Source organism: Paenibacillus sp. sgz302191 (genome assembly GCF_057749925.1).
The window spans coordinates 341,044-357,277 of sequence record NZ_JBYLHY010000003.1 but is presented as its reverse complement, the minus strand read 5'-3'; the positions used below and the strand labels follow the sequence as shown (position 1 = coordinate 357,277).

Annotated in this window: 16 protein-coding genes; 8 read left to right on the top strand and 8 right to left on the bottom strand. The window is 52.7% G+C overall.

Going from position 1 to position 16,234, the window contains the following annotated elements; all coding sequences use genetic code 11:
* The first annotated feature begins 14 nt into the window (after positions 1–14).
* From AC3G2T_RS06520 to AC3G2T_RS06510, 3 genes are all read left to right on the top strand, one after another.
* Complete coding sequence (locus tag AC3G2T_RS06520) at positions 15–1,328, top strand: aspartate aminotransferase family protein (protein WP_488434919.1); 1,314 nt, start codon at positions 15–17, stop codon at positions 1,326–1,328.
* A gap of 65 nt (positions 1,329–1,393) precedes the next feature.
* Entirely contained in the window at positions 1,394–2,152 is a 759-nt protein-coding gene (locus AC3G2T_RS06515) for an SDR family NAD(P)-dependent oxidoreductase (protein ID WP_474679585.1), read from the top strand.
* A gap of 42 nt (positions 2,153–2,194) precedes the next feature.
* On the top strand, positions 2,195–2,986 hold the full coding sequence (locus AC3G2T_RS06510; protein ID WP_488434918.1) for an IclR family transcriptional regulator: 792 nt from the start codon (positions 2,195–2,197) through the stop codon (positions 2,984–2,986).
* Between the two features lie 116 nt (positions 2,987–3,102).
* Here AC3G2T_RS06510 and AC3G2T_RS06505 read toward each other — a convergent pair whose 3' ends face one another.
* The gene (locus AC3G2T_RS06505) at positions 3,103–4,023 is read right to left on the bottom strand and encodes an AraC family transcriptional regulator (protein WP_488434917.1); all 921 of its coding nucleotides are present in this window, start codon (positions 4,021–4,023) and stop codon (positions 3,103–3,105) included.
* Between the two features lie 123 nt (positions 4,024–4,146).
* Here AC3G2T_RS06505 and AC3G2T_RS06500 point away from each other — a divergent pair, with 123 nt between their 5' ends.
* The 5 genes from AC3G2T_RS06500 to AC3G2T_RS06480 are packed head-to-tail and all read left to right on the top strand — an operon-like array spanning position 4,147 to position 9,324.
* On the top strand, positions 4,147–4,995 hold the full coding sequence (locus AC3G2T_RS06500; protein WP_488434916.1) for a sugar phosphate isomerase/epimerase family protein: 849 nt from the start codon (positions 4,147–4,149) through the stop codon (positions 4,993–4,995).
* The gene (locus AC3G2T_RS06495) at positions 4,995–6,017 is read left to right on the top strand and encodes a Gfo/Idh/MocA family protein (RefSeq protein WP_474679581.1); all 1,023 of its coding nucleotides are present in this window, start codon (positions 4,995–4,997) and stop codon (positions 6,015–6,017) included. Before AC3G2T_RS06500 ends, AC3G2T_RS06495 begins: the two co-directional genes overlap by 1 nt.
* A gap of 46 nt (positions 6,018–6,063) precedes the next feature.
* On the top strand, positions 6,064–7,068 hold the full coding sequence (locus tag AC3G2T_RS06490; RefSeq protein ID WP_474679580.1) for a Gfo/Idh/MocA family protein: 1,005 nt from the start codon (positions 6,064–6,066) through the stop codon (positions 7,066–7,068).
* A complete protein-coding gene (locus AC3G2T_RS06485; protein WP_488434915.1) occupies positions 7,065–8,366 on the top strand; it encodes an enolase C-terminal domain-like protein in 1,302 nt (433 codons plus the stop codon). Before AC3G2T_RS06490 ends, AC3G2T_RS06485 begins: the two co-directional genes overlap by 4 nt.
* A gap of 31 nt (positions 8,367–8,397) precedes the next feature.
* Positions 8,398–9,324: a Gfo/Idh/MocA family protein gene (locus AC3G2T_RS06480; protein WP_474679578.1), complete on the top strand. Its 927-nt coding sequence runs from the start codon at positions 8,398–8,400 to the stop codon at positions 9,322–9,324.
* Positions 9,325–9,376: 52 nt separating this feature from the next.
* Here AC3G2T_RS06480 and AC3G2T_RS06475 read toward each other — a convergent pair whose 3' ends face one another.
* From AC3G2T_RS06475 to AC3G2T_RS06445, 7 genes are read right to left on the bottom strand one after another with little or no spacing between them, the layout of a single operon-like run.
* The gene (locus tag AC3G2T_RS06475) at positions 9,377–10,402 is read right to left on the bottom strand and encodes a Gfo/Idh/MocA family protein (protein WP_488434914.1); all 1,026 of its coding nucleotides are present in this window, start codon (positions 10,400–10,402) and stop codon (positions 9,377–9,379) included.
* A 2-nt stretch (positions 10,403–10,404) separates the two neighbouring features.
* The gene (locus AC3G2T_RS06470) at positions 10,405–11,427 is read right to left on the bottom strand and encodes a Gfo/Idh/MocA family protein (RefSeq protein WP_488434913.1); all 1,023 of its coding nucleotides are present in this window, start codon (positions 11,425–11,427) and stop codon (positions 10,405–10,407) included.
* On the bottom strand, positions 11,424–12,602 hold the full coding sequence (locus tag AC3G2T_RS06465; RefSeq protein ID WP_488434912.1) for an N-acetylglucosamine-6-phosphate deacetylase: 1,179 nt from the start codon (positions 12,600–12,602) through the stop codon (positions 11,424–11,426). Before AC3G2T_RS06465 ends, AC3G2T_RS06470 begins: the two co-directional genes overlap by 4 nt.
* A complete protein-coding gene (locus tag AC3G2T_RS06460) occupies positions 12,599–13,375 on the bottom strand; it encodes a glucosamine-6-phosphate deaminase (protein WP_488434974.1) in 777 nt (258 codons plus the stop codon). The genes AC3G2T_RS06465 and AC3G2T_RS06460 overlap by 4 nt, the downstream gene beginning before the upstream one ends.
* 57 nt (positions 13,376–13,432) lie before the next feature.
* Positions 13,433–14,554 carry a Gfo/Idh/MocA family protein gene (locus AC3G2T_RS06455; RefSeq protein ID WP_488434911.1) on the bottom strand — a complete coding sequence of 374 codons (1,122 nt, stop codon included), beginning with the start codon at positions 14,552–14,554 and terminating at the stop codon, positions 13,433–13,435.
* A gap of 31 nt (positions 14,555–14,585) precedes the next feature.
* The gene (locus AC3G2T_RS06450) at positions 14,586–15,371 is read right to left on the bottom strand and encodes an alpha/beta hydrolase (protein ID WP_488434910.1); all 786 of its coding nucleotides are present in this window, start codon (positions 15,369–15,371) and stop codon (positions 14,586–14,588) included.
* 12 nt (positions 15,372–15,383) lie between these two features.
* Complete coding sequence (locus AC3G2T_RS06445) at positions 15,384–16,220, bottom strand: carbohydrate ABC transporter permease (protein WP_474679572.1); 837 nt, start codon at positions 16,218–16,220, stop codon at positions 15,384–15,386.
* Positions 16,221–16,234: the final 14 nt, after the last annotated feature.

Sequence of the window (16,234 nt, the reverse complement as noted above, 5' to 3'; positions counted from 1 at the left end):
AGGAGGGACAACAGATGTCCAAACAATATGAGACGTCCAAACGGCTGTTGGCCGAATCGCAACGTTATTTGGCCGGAGGAGTGGCATCCTCGCTGCGCAGCGCGATGAAGCCGACGCCGCTTTTTGCGGAGTCCGGCAGCGGACCGCGCGTCCGGGATGCGGACGGCAATGAATATATCGATTACCTGCTCGCCTACGGTCCGCTCATTCTCGGTCATGCCCATCCGTCTTTGACGGAGGGCGTGGGCGAAGCGCTGCGCAGCGGTGTCACGTATGGCTTGCAGCATAAAGGCGAGATCGAGCTCGCGAAGCTGTTGACGGAGCTGCTTCCCTGCGCCGACCGGGTCGCGCTCAGCGGCTCCGGAACGGAGGCCGTCATGCTGGCGCTCCGTCTTGCGCGGGCCTACACGGGCAAACGGAAAGTCGTCCGGTTTCACGGCCATTACCACGGCTGGTCGGATGCGATTTTCACCTCGTTTCCGAGCTCCGATATGCGGCAATCGGCGGCAGCAGGCGCAGCGGACAGCCACGCGGCTCCCGGAACCGGCGGGCAAAGCGGGCTCAGTCTGCAGGACATCATCCTGCTGCCCTGGAACGATGCGGAGGCGCTGGAAGCGGTGCTGCGTCGGGACAAAGACGATATCGCCGCCGTCATCACCGAGCCCGTCATGTGCAACTCCGGATGCATTCATCCGAAGCCCGGCTATATGCAGCGGATGCGCGATCTGACTGACGAGCTCGGCATCGTCATGATTATGGATGAGGTGATAACCGGTTTCAGGCTCGGTCTAGGAGGGGCGCACGGCAAGTTCGGGCTGATGCCGGATCTGGTCACGATCGGCAAAGCGATGGGCGGGGGCATCGCGATCAGCGGCGTTGCCGGGAAGGCAGACATCATGGCGCTGATCGAAAACGGAGCCGTCAGCCATCTCGGCACGCTGAACGGCAACTGCGCGGCGACGGCGGCGGCCTTGGCAACGATTGGGGAACTGGGCAAAAACGGCGGAGAGGTGTACCGGCACATGGAGCAAACGGCCGACAAGCTGGTGCAGGGCATCCGGTCGCTGCTGGCCCGGCGAGGCATTCCCGGGTTGATCAACCATGCGGGCCCCGTGTTCCACCTGATGTTCACGGATGAAACCGAGGTGGAGGATTTCGCCTCGTTCAACAAGCGGGATGCGGCCCGATACGGCAGGTTCGCCGAGCGGCTGCTTGAGGAAGGCGTGCTCGTCCGGTCAAGCGGATTGTGGTATGTTTCGGCGGCGCATGGCGAACCGGAAGTCGCGTCTACGCTGGAGTCGGTCGATCGGGCGTTGGCAGGATTGTAATCGCCTGGTGTCCGGCAGATCGGATTTTAGGCGTCATTCCAGCAATTGAAGAGAGGGTTAACGAGATGAGACTAAGCGGTAAAATCGCTTTGATAACGGGAGGCTCCGCAGGAATCGGCAAAGCGGTCGCCGTCCGGTTCGGAGCGGAGGGGGCCCGCATCGCCATAACGGGACGGGACAAGGAGACGTTGGAGCTGGCGGTTGCCGAAATCAAGGAACAAGGCGGGGACGCGATCGCGGTTTGCGGCGACGTGCAAAAGGCGGCCGATGTGGCTGCCATGGTCCGGACGGTTTTGGACGAGTGGGGGACGATTGACGTGCTGGTCAATAATGCGGGAATTTGCAGCACATCCCCTTTCCTGGAAATCAGCGAAGAGGATTGGGACCGGCACATTGCGATCAATTTGAAAGGTACGTTTCTCGTCGGCCAGGCGGTCGCGCGGGAGATGGCGAAGCGCGCTGGCGGCGGCTCGATTATCAATATGTCGAGCGTTAACGGTCTTGCGGCGGAAGCGGATCAGGCGCACTACAATGCGACCAAGGGCGGCATCAACATGCTCACCATGTCGATGGCGCTGGAGCTGGCGCCGCTCGGAATACGCGTCAATGCCTTGTGCCCGGGATTGATCGAGACGCGGCTGACCAAACCGCTGATCGATAACCCGGCCGCGATCGGACCGTACCTGCGCTCCATCCCGATGGGGCGCGTCGGCCAGCCGGATGAGATCGCGGATGCGGCGCTGTTCCTCGCCTCCGGCGATTCGCGCTATATGACCGGCCATTGCCTGGTAGTTGATGGAGGGCAATACATTAAGCTATCTTAATAATGAACGGTCTGACTTAAGCGGCAAACGGAGGAACGAGCAATGAACAAGGAAGAGGAAGAGAAACAGGGACGCTATACGATCCAATCGATCGACAAAGCGCTGGATCTGATCGAGCTGCTGGCCGATCGCGGATCGCTCAGCCTGATCGAATTGACCGAACTGCTGGATCAGCCGAAATCGTCGACATACCGGATTGTGCTTACGCTTGAAAACCGGGGATTCATCAGCCGCAGCGACGAGGACGGCAAGTATTGCCTCGGGTACAAGCAGTTGATGCTGACGCGCAACCTGCTGGAGCGGAATACGCTCCGCTCGGCGGCTCTGCAGGAAATGAAGCGGTTGTCCGAACGGTACGGAGATACGGTCAATTTGGGGGTTTTAGTGGAAGGCAGCGTTCTTTATGTGGAAATTATCGAAAGCACGCATGCGCTGCGCATGACGGATTCCATCGGATCCCGGTCGCCGTTTCACGCCACAGCGATCGGGAAGGCGATTGCGGCGCATTTGCCGCAGGACGCCGTTCACGAACTTGCGGTCCGGTACGGGCTGCCTGCCATCACGCCGAATACGATCGTATCGGAGGATCGGCTGTCCGCGGAGCTGGAACAAATCCGCAAGCAGGGCTATGCGCTTGACGATCAGGAAATCGTCGAGGGCGCCAGATGTCTAGCGGCTCCTGTGTTCGATCTGCATGGCAGGCCGCTCGGGGCGATCAGCCTTTCCGGCGCCATGCATCGCTTCGGAGCGGAGAAGGTGCCGGATATCACTGCGCATTTGCGGGAAGCGACTGCAGCCGCTTCCCGGAAGCTTGGATTTGTGCCGGGCACCTAAAGAAGTTCGGATCGATTTTTATCGCAGATAAGCTTATTTCGTGTTCCAAGCGCGGGGCACGGATTAAGCTTATTTGTCGTTCGGGAATGAGAAGCTCGCGATTCCGGCTTCAACGTTCACGAGAGCGGGGATTGAGTTCTGTTCGTTCGCGCTTTAGCCGAGCGGGCATATTCGGAAGGAGACATCCCTGTCGATTTCTTGAAATCCCTGGAAAAATAATGGATGCTGGCGTAGCCGAGCATGGCAGCGATTTCGGTAAAGTTGAACTGTTCTTCCCGGATGAGCGTCTTGGCTTCCTCGATTTTGAGCTGCTTAAAATATTCGAGTGCTCCTGTGCCGGTATGGGCCTGAAAAATTTCTTTCAGACGACTTTTGCCGAGATGCACTTCCTTTCCAATGTCTTCCAGCGACAATGCGGCTGAAAGGCGGTTTTTCATATAAGCGATGATTTGCCGAACGATACGCTGTTCGGTCTTTTCCTGCTGCATCGAAGAAAGTCTCGGAGGTTCCTTGCTCAGGGCGGTATTCATCTGATGACGGATCAGACGGATCATAAGAATCTCCAAATACGATTTCATCTCCTGTTCGCTGGCGAACGGCGCATCGGAATTTCGCGAGAGAAGGTGAACGGCCGGGTCGTCGAATGGCGGATGAAATGCCAGAAACCCTTTTTGCAAAATCAACGAAAGCAGGTCGCGCTCCTCGTTGCCGAGCGTCATCACCTTGTTCTCCAAGCAAGCCATATGAGGGGATGAGCATTCGAACGAAATGACGATGAGATTCGGCGGCTTATGCTGCTGGCCGACTCGTACGGTGTGAAACTCTCCCGGCTTATGGAAAATGATCATGCCCTGCTTCAATTCGAGCGTGCGCTCGTCGGCGCGCACCTCTACTTCGCCTTTGTCCACATAGAGAAACTCCCAAAAATCATGCTGTTCGCCTGCAAACGAATACCCTTTCGCATATTCAAAATAGTGAAAGGAAATCAGTTGGCGGATGGACAGCGATTCGGATAGCGACAGCCGCTTGAATTCCAAAAGGATCAGCCTTTCTGAAGAATACTCTTCTTCTATTATAACAGAAGTGCAAAGATATCGGCTTATTTGATAAATGCGGATCGTTGCTGCGAATTTATAATGAACCTATGAGGAGGAGATAGAATGAAAAAAGGGATCAACATTTGGTCGTTTCCCGGGGGCATGGATATTTCGGAATGTATAAAGACAGCGAAGGATGCGGGCTTCGAAGGCATTGAGCTGGCGCTGAATGAAACCGGGCCGCTAAGCCTGGACAGCACGTTGGACGAAGTGTGCGCATACCGCAAGCTTGCCGATGATATCGGCATCGAGCTGACAAGTCTGGCGAGCGGTTTGTACTGGAGCTATTCGCTCACAAGCAATCAGGCGAATGTTCGCGAAAAGGCGCAAGACATCGTGAAAAAGCAGCTGGAATTTGCCTCCGTTCTAGGCGTCGATACGATTCTCGTCGTTCCGGGAGCGGTAGGAGTCGACTTTATTCCGGATTCGGAGGTCGTTCCGTATGAAGCCGCTTACGAATATGCGTTGGAGGCTTTCTCGAAGCTGGCTAAAGAAGCGCAAGCGCGGCAAGTCGCGATCGGCATCGAGAATGTATGGAATAAGTTTTTGCTTTCCCCGCTTGAGATGAAGGGCTTTATTGACAGCATCGATTCGGGTTACGTCGGCGCTTATTTGGATGTCGGCAATGTCATTTATTCCGGGTATCCGGAGCATTGGATCCGCATTTTGAACAAAAGGATCAAGAAAGTTCACTTTAAGGATTACCGCCGCACAGCAGGAGGTCTGCACGGATTCGTGGACCTGCTGGCCGGCGACGTGAATTATCCCGAAGTTGTCAAAGCGCTGCAGGACGTCGGCTACGATGATTACGTGATTGCCGAGATGATCCCGCCGTATACGCATCACACAAAGCAAATTGTATACAATACTTCGGCTTCAATGGATGCCATTCTTGGAAGGACGGTGCGGTAATGCTCAAAATCGGAATCGTCGGTTTAGGATTTATGGGAAGAACGCATCTGGAAAATTATATTCGTCTGGAAAAGGAAGGCTTGCCGATTCGCGTCACAGCGCTTTGCGATATCGATGCTGCAAAGTTGGAAGGGCAATTTAGCGGAGGCAATATCGATTCAGGCTCATCGGAAATTGATTTCAACCGTTTTGCCACATACAGAGCGGTTGGTGAAATGCTGGAAAAGGAACAGCTGGATATGGTCGATATCACGCTGCCGACTTTTTTGCATAAGGACGTTTCCGTTCAATGCCTGAACAGCGGCGTACACGTATTATGCGAGAAGCCGATGGCGCTCAGGGCCGATGAATGCGAAGTGATGATCCGGGCAGCCGAGGCGAACGGGAAGCAGCTGATGATCGGACAATGCTTGCGGTTCTGGCCGGCGTACGAATATTTGAAAGAACTCGTGGACAAACGAACATTCGGCCTTGCGGTCAGCGGCTATTTTTATCGCTGCAGCAGCACGCCTACATGGGGCGCATGGCTCACGCAGAGGGAGAAGAGCGGCGGAGCCATGCTCGATATGCACGTTCACGACACCGATATGATCAACTGGCTGTTCGGCAAGCCGCTGGAGGTTTCCGCTCATGCGCGAAACAGGATCCCGGGCAGCGGATACGATATTGTTTCCACCCACTATAAGTATGAAGACGGTAAAGTGATTAACGCTCAGGCGGACTGGACTTTGCAGGGGGATTTCGGCTTTGAAATGGGCTTTCGAGTCAATTTCGAACACGGCAACGTTCTTTTTAACGGGGAAGGATTGAAGGTCAATCCGAATGATGCACCCGGTTTCCGCGCCGAACTTTCTTCGGATCTGGGCTACTATTTTCAACTCCGATATGTTGTCGAAGCCCTGTTGAATGAACGGCCTATGACGAAGGCAACGCCGCAAAGCACGATGGGCAGCATCGAGATTGTGGAAGCCGAAATCGAATCTGCCGACAAGAACGGCGCGTGGATGAAAGTGAAGCAATAAGGGAAGATGAATCTGCACGATTATTCTACATGGAAGGTGTGTCTATATGAAGAACTTTAAGGTTGGAATTATTGGCTGCGGCAATTTGGGGAAAATCCACGCGAAATGCGTGAAGGAACTGGAAGGGATGGAAACCGTAGCTTATTGCGACGTGTTTGAACAAAACGCTCAAGCGATGCTGGAAGAGTTTGGCGGTCATTTGGCGACGAGCGATACCGAGATTTTTTTTAACGACCCTGCAATCGATGTTATTTACATCACTACGCAGCATGATACGCATGCCGAGTACAGTATCCGGGCCTTGGAAGCGGGAAAGCACATTCTGGTCGAGAAGCCTTTGGCCATGAGCGTCGAAGACTGCATCCGAATCGGCGATGCGGTCAAAAAATCAGGCAAGAAGCTGTTTACAGCATTTAAAATGCGTTATTACGAAATGCTATTGAAAGCGAAGGAACTTATTCCTCAACCCGTTATGGTAACGATGCAAATGATGGACGACCGATGGGGGGATCTGATCTGGGCGAATGATCCGATTAAAGGCGGAGGCAATGTTATCAGTCAGGGATGTCACTCCGCTGATATCCTTCGTTTTGCAGCCGGGGGCGATCCCGTCGAAGTATACGCTGCCGGGGGGAATTATTACCAACCTTCGGGTGTTATTGATAACTTGACCGCCGTATTTCGTTTTGATAATGGAGCGGCCGGCAGCCTCGTTCAAGGGGATTGCGGTACGCCGCCCTTAGCAAGCAAGTTTTTCATGCAGTTGTTTGCCGAAAATAAATCCATTACCATTTCCGACCGCTTGACTACATTGACTTATCAAGAAGCAGGTAAGGAACCGCAAATTTTTAAAGGAACCGAATCAGGCTTTCTCGAAGAAAATCGCGCATTCCTAAAAAGTTTGCAAGAGGATACGGCGCCAACGATCGATCATGTGGACGGCTTGTACGCTACTCTCATGATTATTCAAGCGATTGCCTCATTGCAAAGCGGCAGACCGGAGCCGATCGCTTCCCTGGTTCATCAAAACCGGCAAGGCGCTTTAAAATGATAAAGCGAATTGAAGCAGCCCAACATGCTGTCGATCGGGAGCCGCTGCTGCTGCCATTCGGTTTTAAAGGGGAATACTTGACAGAGCTGTGGCAATCCATGGTTTATTTGCGTGATGCATCGGGAGCGTCCGGTATCGGTGTAGGAGTCCAAAGCATCTTATGGTCGGATGCCGATGTGCTTTCGGGTTTTGGGGAGCGAAAAGGAAATGAGATCATGAGCGCGATGACAAATTTTGCGCTAACGAAGGCGAAGACGATCTCCTTTGAGACTCCAATCGAACTCATGGAGCAGCTCCTGCCGGATGTCTATGAATACGGGAAGCAGATCAGCGGACTTCCACTGCTGCGGAAGACGTTTGCGCTTAATGCGCTTGTTGCTTTGGATCAAGCCGCTTGGGCATTGTATGCGCAGGAAAAAGGCAGTCCCCGTTTTATAGATTTAGTCCCGGAGACGTATCATCACACGCTGAATGCGAAACATACCCGTCTCGCCAGCATACCGCTAATCGGATACGCTCTTTCGGAGAGTGACATCACGAAGCTGCTTCAGGACGGACACTTTCTTCTGAAAATAAAAATCGGAGCCGATCCCGATAAAGACGATGATCCGGATAAAATGCTCGCATGGGATCAGCAGCGTTTGGAGACGATTCACAGGATTGCGGGCGACTACGGTTCCGAATATTCGGACAATGGAAAGATTTTATATTATTTGGATGCAAACGGGAGGTATAAAGAAAAAGATTGCCTGCTTCGCTTGCTTGAGCATGCGGATCGGATCGGCGCTCTTGATCAAATTGTGTTTTTTGAGGAGCCCTTCACGGAGGGTTATAAAATTGATGTATCCGATATTCCCGTTCGCTTTGCTGCCGATGAAAGCATACATAATGCCCAGGATGCCTTGGAAAGCATCGATTTGGGATATGGTGCATTTGCATTGAAGCCGGTTGCGAAAACGATGAGTATGAGTCTGCAAATTGCAAAGCTGGCCAGTGAGCGGGGAGTACCTTGTTTTTGCGCCGATCTGACCGCAAACCCGCTGCTCGTTGATTGGAACAAAAATTTGGCCGCACATCTGCCGTCTTTACCCGGTCTGAAAATCGGCGCCTTCGAAACGAACGGAAATCAGTATTATACGGGATGGGCCGAGCTGTTAAAGCGGCACTCCTGCAGCGGAGCATCCTGGATTGAGCCGAACCGCGGAATGTTTACGTTGGATGATGAATTTTACGAGAAAAATGGAGGAGCGCTTACCCGCAGCCCGTATTATGAATCAAGATTCGATAAGCAGCTCTAAACTTATCACATGAATGAAACGGAGACTGAATATGAAATCGTTGCGCATCGGATTGGTTGATCTGGATACCTCTCATCCCGGCAGTTTTGTACCTATCATTCGCTCGTTAGGCCATCAAGTAGTAGGTGTATGTGACAAAGGCTCGATTAATCCTCCTGGCTATGCGGAAAAGTTTGCCCTTGATCACGGGATTGATCGGGTATACGAGTCTTTGGAAGAGATGGCCGGACAGATCGATCTGGCATTTATTCACAGCTGCGATTGGGACGTTCATGTTGAAAGAGCGCTTCCGTTCGTAAAGGAGGGGAAAGCCGTCTTTATCGATAAACCGCTCGCCGGAAATGTTCGCGATCTTCGTCAACTTCAGCAGTGGATAAGGGAGGGGGCGGTCATCACGGGCGGTTCTGCCTTGCGGTACGCGCACGAAGTACGGGAATGGGTAAACAAATCCATACCTCGGGAGCAATTCATCTATGCGCTCGCCGGCTGTGCCAATGACGAATACAATTATGGCATTCATGCTTTTTCCATGCTTCACGGGCTCTTGGGTCCGGGGATCAAAAGCGTGCGGCACTTGGGGAATTCCGGTCAAGATCAATACGAATTGTATTGGTCGGATGGGCGTCGGGGGATCGTTAACGTGGGTGCAACGGCCAAATACCATCCTTTTTATGCAACAGTAATTACACAAACCGATGTGGAGTTTATGAAGGTGGATAACAGTCAGCTTTACCGGACGCTGCTCGAGACGGTTTTACCGTACTTTAGCGGAGAAGCGCCGGCTCCTGTAGAAATCGAGACGCTGGTTGAAACCGAGTTAGCAGCTTTGGCCGGCAAACTGTCCAAAGAGCAAGGCGGACGGGCAGTTGAGCTGCAGGATGTTTCGCCGGATTACACCGGATATGATGGTGCGGCGTTCGCAGCATATTATCGGGGACTGAAATTTCCATCCAAATAAGTAAGCGCACAAAAGCCGTCATGGAAATTAGTTTTCCGTGACGGCTTTTCATTCATAGCAGAACTTCTTTTCCGGTTTTGGAAGATTCGTATATGGCGGTAACCACTTTTACCGATTTGCGGGCTTCATGTCCGTTTATCATAGGTTCTCTGTCAAGTAGGATGGAATCAATCAAATCCTCGATCAGGATGAAATGGCCTTCGTGCGAAATTTGTTTAGGATCGGCTCCCGGCGCCATTTCTTTGGAGCCTGTGGGTTTTTCCGCATCTCCATGCATAAACTCCCAGGTTTGAATGCCTTTATCTCCCCAAATGATCGAGCCATTTTCACCGTGAATTTCAAATCTTGTTGCTTGCGCGGGATAAACGGAAGTCGCTCCTTGAATGACACCGTATGCCCCGCTTTTATACTTGACTACGGCTACTGCGGTATCCTCCACCTCAATTTCCCGCACCAGCGCCGCCGAATAAGCAAAGAGGGAAGTAATATCGCCCATGATCCATTGGATCAAATCGATCCCGTGCACGCCTTGGTTCATCAAAGCTCCGCCGCCGTCTAACGCCCATGTGCCCCGCCATCCCGCACTTCGATAATATTCGGGACTGCGGTAATATTTCAGATAGGCATCGCCCAGTACCATGCGACCCAGTTTGTTTTCCTGCACCGCTTTGCGGGCGGCAATGGCCTCGGGCATCGTCCTGCGCTGATATGCACAGCCAAGCTTCACTCTATGTTTATCAACCGCATCGATAATCCGGTCAATTTTATCCAAAGTAATATCCAACGGTTTTTCGCAAAAAACATGTTTTCCCGCTTTTGCCGCCTCTACTGCAGCCCATTCATGGAGTCCGCTTGGCAAGCAAATACAAACCGCATCAAGACCAGGCAGTTTGAGCATGTCGCTCAAATTGGAAAATATATGCTTCACGCCGTACTCCGCTGCTAAACCGGAAGCTGTTTCCTTCTTGCTGCCGCACACAGCGAATAACTCTGCTCTTGGGTTTTCCTGTATCGCTTTTGCATGAAAAGCGGAGATCGTCCCGGTTCCGATAATGCCGAATCGAATGATTTCGCTCATATTCATCGCCTTTCCAAGGACAAGATGAACCGCACCTGTTCGTCCGCATCAAGGGTTGCTTTTACGGCAGTTAAAATGTCTTCGCTTGTCAGAATCGAGGGGCTGCCTTCAATACGCTGCAAAAAATCTTCCGTAATGGTTGTCGAAGGCTCTTCGAGCTCCGCTTGAACCGGCGCTTCGGTATGTGTGGCGTGAAACAGCAGCGGACGATCTTGGTTGCCGTTTGCGAACGGATCCCCTGACAGCCGCAATTCGGCGCAACCATTCGTACCGGCCACGAAAATTCGTCCGTCGCCCCAAGTCCAGCTTCGGCCCGGCGTATGCCAATCGGCATATAATTGGGCGGTAATGCCACCTTCCATGATCACTTGCAAAGAGGCGGAATCATAGAATTCCGGATACTCCGGCAAAATATGCTTAGCGACGAAGCCTTCCGAATGTCCGATCTCTCTGCCGGTCAGCCAGCGGAGCAAATCAAAATCATGGATGAGAAGATCGATGACAATTCCTCCGCACTGCTCCTTGGAGAAAAACCACTGCGGCCGCCGTTCCTGACGCAATAAGTGCGGTTTACGCATGCCTATGGATACCAGCTGTCCGAGTTCCCCTTGATCGATCAGCTTCTTCAAGGTATAGATCGCAGGGTGGAATCGTTCCGTCAGCAGCATGCCTACTTGAATGTTTCCTCTTTCCATGACCGCCTTCAAGCGTTCAAAGCCCCTTCTGTCCGTCACTGCGGGTTTATCAATCATAATGTGCTTTCTTTGCTGCTCGCATCGCTCAATGATATCGATTTTTTCGTTATTTATGGCAGAACTGCCGATAAGGTCGACATCCTCCGCCAGCAGTCTTTCGCGGTCGCGCAATAGAGGAACTTGATATTTGTGCGAAATCTCAGACGCAAGTCCGATATTGTTAGGCTCGTAAATACCGGCGCATTCATGGCCCAATGCAAGCATTTCCTTGATGAAAATCTCGATATGAGCGTGTTCGCAGCCCATAATGCCAAACACTGTCTTCTTCATGCATGGTTCTCCTTTCCAACTAAACGGCCGCTTTTATATACACGGCATATGTCCAACTTGTTCTGAGCCCAGGTACATGTGATCAAATCCCCGGGAGCGCCGATCGACAATCCTTGGTGCGAAGGAAGCTTCATACATGCCGCCGGTCGAACGGAAGCCATTTCCCAGCCTATTGGCAAGGAGCAAATTCCCGATTTCACCAATTGTTCGATGCCTGACCGGAGCATCTTGACGGAACCTGCCAACAAATCGGGGTTATCTGCAAGATGCAGCCTTCCGGTCTCCGTCAACACCACGCGTCCTCCGATGTGCGTTGTGTACTCACCCGGTTCCATTCCGCTTAAATAGACGGTATCGCTTACCAGTATGAGCTGCTCGCTCTTAGCCTTCATAAAAACCTTCAAAACAGAGGGCGGGAGATGGAATCCGTCGGCAATAACGCACGGCGACAGCCGGTCTTCCGCCAATTGATCCCATATATAGTTCGGATGCCTGGGCAGAAGGGGATGCGATCCGTTTCCGAGGTGAGTCGACATGGTTGCTCCTGCTTGAACCGCCCGCTCGATTTGTTCGGAATTTGCGGCTGTATGTCCGATCGACGCGACGACACCGGACCGGACGCACTTTTGGATAAAATCCGGCGCCTCATCATACTCGGGCGACAAGGTCACGATTTGGATGGAGCCGTTTGCCGCCTCCTGCCACTTTTGGAAAGCCTCCCAGTCGGGAGGTTTAACAAATTCTTTCTTATGTGCGCCCCTGGGACCGTCAAGCGGAGATATGAAAGGACCTTCCAGATGAATGCCTGCAATGCTTCCGGCTGTCAGAGGATCGGTCATACATGCCTTTGAAATGGCGCGAACACTATCCGCTATGTACTCGTCGCAATGGGTAATCACAGTCGGAAAATAAGTTGTGACGCCTTGTCCCCATAATTTTTCGGTGATGTGACGAACATCTTCATCCTTGATCGGAGGACTATTAAAATCGATTCCGGCAAATCCGTTGATTTGCAGATCGACGAATCCGGGACCGACCCATGGAAGCATAGAAGGGCTTTCTCCAGGTTTTTGCGTTATCGACTCTATGTTTTCAATCAGCCCGTCGCTCATCCATATCCGAATCGCTTCGCCGGTTTGAAAGTGCAAGCCTTCCACAACGGAACGATCTTTCATTCGTCAAGCTCCCCGTACGAGTCCGAGTCCACATACAAGGTACAATCAGCGTGCGTTCGCAGCACGGAGGCAGGACACGCAATAGTGATCGGGCCGGATAAAGTTTTTTCCACGGCTTCCCGCTTTGTCGGCCCCGGGACCATACAGAATAGATGGCTTCCGGACATCAAAGCCGGAATGGTCAACGTTAAAGCATGTGTCGGAACTGAGGCAAAATCAGGAAAACAACCGTCATTGACCTGCTGCTGCCGGCAAGCTTCATCCAACTCGACCGGTTTGACCCAGGCTTTATCGGAAAAATCGGCTACCGGCGGGTCGTTAAAGGCGATATGCCCGTTTTCCCCAATGCCCAAACATACAATGTCAATGGGAGCTTGAATCAGCAATTGTTCATATCGGACGCACTCTTGTGCGATCGAATTGCTGCTGTCGATCAGATGAAGCTCTCCGGGCTTGACGATATCGAACAAACGTTCTTGTAAAAAATTGCTGAATCGTTGCGGCGAATCGCTGGAAAGACCGATATACTCATCCATATGAAATGCGGTTACCCTGGACCAATCGATATCCTTATCGGCAGTCAAAAATTGCAAAAATTCGTTCTGCGACGGAGCGGCGGCGAATACCATCCGAATCCGCATCTTCTCAAGCAGCAAATGCTTCATTTTTTCGGCGACGTCTAATGAGGCCGACATTCCCAGTCTTTCGCGATTTTCGTAAACATGTACTTTCAGCTTATCCGCTTCAAATGTTTGAATTGGGCCAGTTTTGATTTCCAAGGTTTCTCGTCACCTCATCATTTAATTGAAACCTGCGGCTGCCAAGGTTCCTTATCCCCATTCCACCGTCCGGAATGTACCGGTTTGTGCCGACTCCTGCGCCTTCAAGCACAGAAGCGCGCTTGATAGCCCGCCTTCCAATGGCGTCAGCGACGCGGATGAGCCGCGCATCAGGCCGATAAAGCTTTGTGCAAGCGCGGTATCGCCGCCGAAATGGCCTTCTCCGGCTTCGAGCTGATACGTTTCCACACGGTCGGTATGATGCATGAAGACTTGCACCCGTCCGGTCATAAAGTCGAATTCCAGCGTTCCTTTGTAGCCAAGGAACCGCGCGCCGCGGGTGCCGGCTTTGCGCCGCACAAAGAAATTTTGCGAATACGACGCGTGCATTCCGCTCTCATAACGGATTAGCGCGCTTCCGGAATCTTCATTGCCCGTATCTTCGGCGAAGCAGCAATACGGCCAGGCCTCCGCATAGGGCAATGAGACGGTGCTCTCCGGACACGTCCGGTTCTCTTCGCAATCTGCGCATTTCAGGCCGGCCGGTTTCGAGCCTTTGAAGACTTGCTTCGATGTCATCGCGCAGACGCTGACCGGCCTCTGGCCGATGACGTAGGTCAAATAATCGAAATCGTGGGTCGCTTTTTGCAGAAAAAGTCCGCCTGTTTCGCGCTCGTCACGGTACCAGCTGTGAAAATAAACGCCGCCGTACGGTACGTTATTGACGGCTTGAACATGCTCGATCGTACCGATTTTCCCGGAATCGATGATTTCCTTCACCAACTGCACGATGGAAGTGACGCGAAGCGGGAACGAAACGAGGACCGGAGGCCGATCATTCGTCTCATAGCCATGCTTCAGCCGGAGCAAATCGTTCATCGTCGTCGCCACCGGCTTCTCCAAAAAAAGGGGAATGCCGCTGGGGAACACTTTCAGCGCCATTTCCGTATGCAGCGAGCAGCGAGTGCCGATCAGGATGCCGTCCGGGCGGACGGACCGGATCATTTCCTCGGGCGTGTCGAAGAGCGGGATGTCGTTTCCGTTCCGATCCGTTCGCGGGATATCCTTGCGAATCTCGACGATGCCGGCCACCTGGCAGCCGGATTCGGCTTTTTCGATTTCTTTGACCACAGCGCGCATTCGCGAGCCGTATCCGATGACACCTATTCTCATGGTGAGTTTCCTCCAAATTACGGACTAATGTTTATTCATAAGATGCGAGAAACGGTTCCAGCACGGCGAGCGCTTCTCGCTGGAGCGGACCTTCCACGCCGTAGAAAAAGCCGTGTTCCGCTGCGGGAAAGAGCGTCACTTCGGACCGTTTGCCGTACATCTTCAGCTTTTCGCTCATCTCGTAAATGAACGGATGAGGGAAGAACTGTTCCTTGCCCGCGATCAGGAACAGGAAATCCGACGCGTTGTCATCGACCCGGGCGATGGGGGACGCCTGCCGGAACAGGTCGGCTTCCTCCCCATAGGACGCGCCGATCACGTCTTCAATATCTTTTTGGATCCCCTCGTGCATCGGCTCCCACGGCTCCAGCTTGCCTGGTCCATTGATCGATACGCAGGCGGCCGGCTTCCGCCAGTCCTTGGGCTCGGCAGCTCCTGTCCACTCGCTCGGGGAAGTAAGCGCCAGCAGAGAGGCGAGATGCGCGCCTGCCGAGCTTCCGAGTACGGCGAACATGTCGACGGCCGGCCATTGTTCGCGGACATAGGCGACAAATTCCTCATAGCCGGCGATGATGTCGCGCATTTGCTCGGGAAGCTTGAACTCCGGCGAAAGCCGATAGCCTGCCGATGCGCAAACGTATCCTTTGCGGGTGAAATGCTGCAGATGCAAATGGAAAGCATCCCTTGCGCCGGCGCGCCAACCGCCGCCGTGGATATAGAAGAGGGCCGTGCGGCGGTTAACTGCCGCCGGGCGCGCAATATCGACGGCTCTTCTCAGAACGATGTTGTCATCATAGTAATGCGTGATTACATCCACTTTCGGGTCCCCCTATCCTTTTACTGCGCCGAGCGTCGCGCCCTCCATGATCCACCGCTGAAAGAACACGAACATGATGACGGAAGGAACCAGGGCGATCGTGACCCCGGCAAACATGGTCACCCAATCCGACGAGTACTGCATCATCTGATTGGCGTGGTACATATTGACGCCGATCGTATATTTTTTTTGATCGCTCAAATAGATGAACGGCGTGAGAAAGCTGTTATACAAGCCTAAAAATTTGAAAATCGCCACCGTCACGATACCCGGTACGGCCAGAGGCACCATAATGCGTCCGAATACTTGAAAGAGCGATGCGCCGTCCATAAACGCGCTTTCCTCAAGCTCCTTCGGCAGCGACTTCATGAAGCCGGCCAGCAGCATCAGGAAAAAGACGTTTTCGCCCAAGCTTTCGAGGATAATAAGCCCTGTCAGGCTGTTCGTCAGATGCAAGTCGCGCATCAGCACATACTGCGGGATCAGCGCGTTAATTCCAGGCAGGAACAACGAAATCATGATCGTTCCCCAAATAAACGTTCTGCCTTTGAATTCGATTCTCGTCAGCGCATAGGCGTTGACAGTTGTCAGCAGCGTGCCGACGATAAGACTCACGCCGACATAATACAATGTGTTGAGCATCGCTTCGCCGATTCCGAATTTCACCCATGCTTGTTTGTAATTGACCCATTTCATAACCTCTGGCAGCTTCCAGACGTCCATGAAAAATTCCTGGTTCGTTTTAAGCGATTCATAAAAAATCCAAAGCAGTGGAAACAATATGGTCATTGACCAGACGATCAGCAAAATCCACCATAGCAAATCGACGGCCGTGCGTTTTTCGTTCACAATCCCTCATCCTT

Coding starts and splice junctions, on each gene's coding strand:
- AC3G2T_RS06520 (WP_488434919.1), top strand. CDS start 15: ATGTCCAAACAATATGAGACGTCCAAACGGCTGTTGGCCGAATCGCAA.
- AC3G2T_RS06515 (WP_474679585.1), top strand. CDS start 1,394: ATGAGACTAAGCGGTAAAATCGCTTTGATAACGGGAGGCTCCGCAGGA.
- AC3G2T_RS06510 (WP_488434918.1), top strand. CDS start 2,195: ATGAACAAGGAAGAGGAAGAGAAACAGGGACGCTATACGATCCAATCG.
- AC3G2T_RS06500 (WP_488434916.1), top strand. CDS start 4,147: ATGAAAAAAGGGATCAACATTTGGTCGTTTCCCGGGGGCATGGATATT.
- AC3G2T_RS06495 (WP_474679581.1), top strand. CDS start 4,995: ATGCTCAAAATCGGAATCGTCGGTTTAGGATTTATGGGAAGAACGCAT.
- AC3G2T_RS06490 (WP_474679580.1), top strand. CDS start 6,064: ATGAAGAACTTTAAGGTTGGAATTATTGGCTGCGGCAATTTGGGGAAA.
- AC3G2T_RS06485 (WP_488434915.1), top strand. CDS start 7,065: ATGATAAAGCGAATTGAAGCAGCCCAACATGCTGTCGATCGGGAGCCG.
- AC3G2T_RS06480 (WP_474679578.1), top strand. CDS start 8,398: ATGAAATCGTTGCGCATCGGATTGGTTGATCTGGATACCTCTCATCCC.
- AC3G2T_RS06475 (WP_488434914.1), bottom strand. CDS start 10,402: ATGAGCGAAATCATTCGATTCGGCATTATCGGAACCGGGACGATCTCC.
- AC3G2T_RS06470 (WP_488434913.1), bottom strand. CDS start 11,427: ATGAAGAAGACAGTGTTTGGCATTATGGGCTGCGAACACGCTCATATC.
- AC3G2T_RS06465 (WP_488434912.1), bottom strand. CDS start 12,602: ATGAAAGATCGTTCCGTTGTGGAAGGCTTGCACTTTCAAACCGGCGAA.
- AC3G2T_RS06455 (WP_488434911.1), bottom strand. CDS start 14,554: ATGAGAATAGGTGTCATCGGATACGGCTCGCGAATGCGCGCTGTGGTC.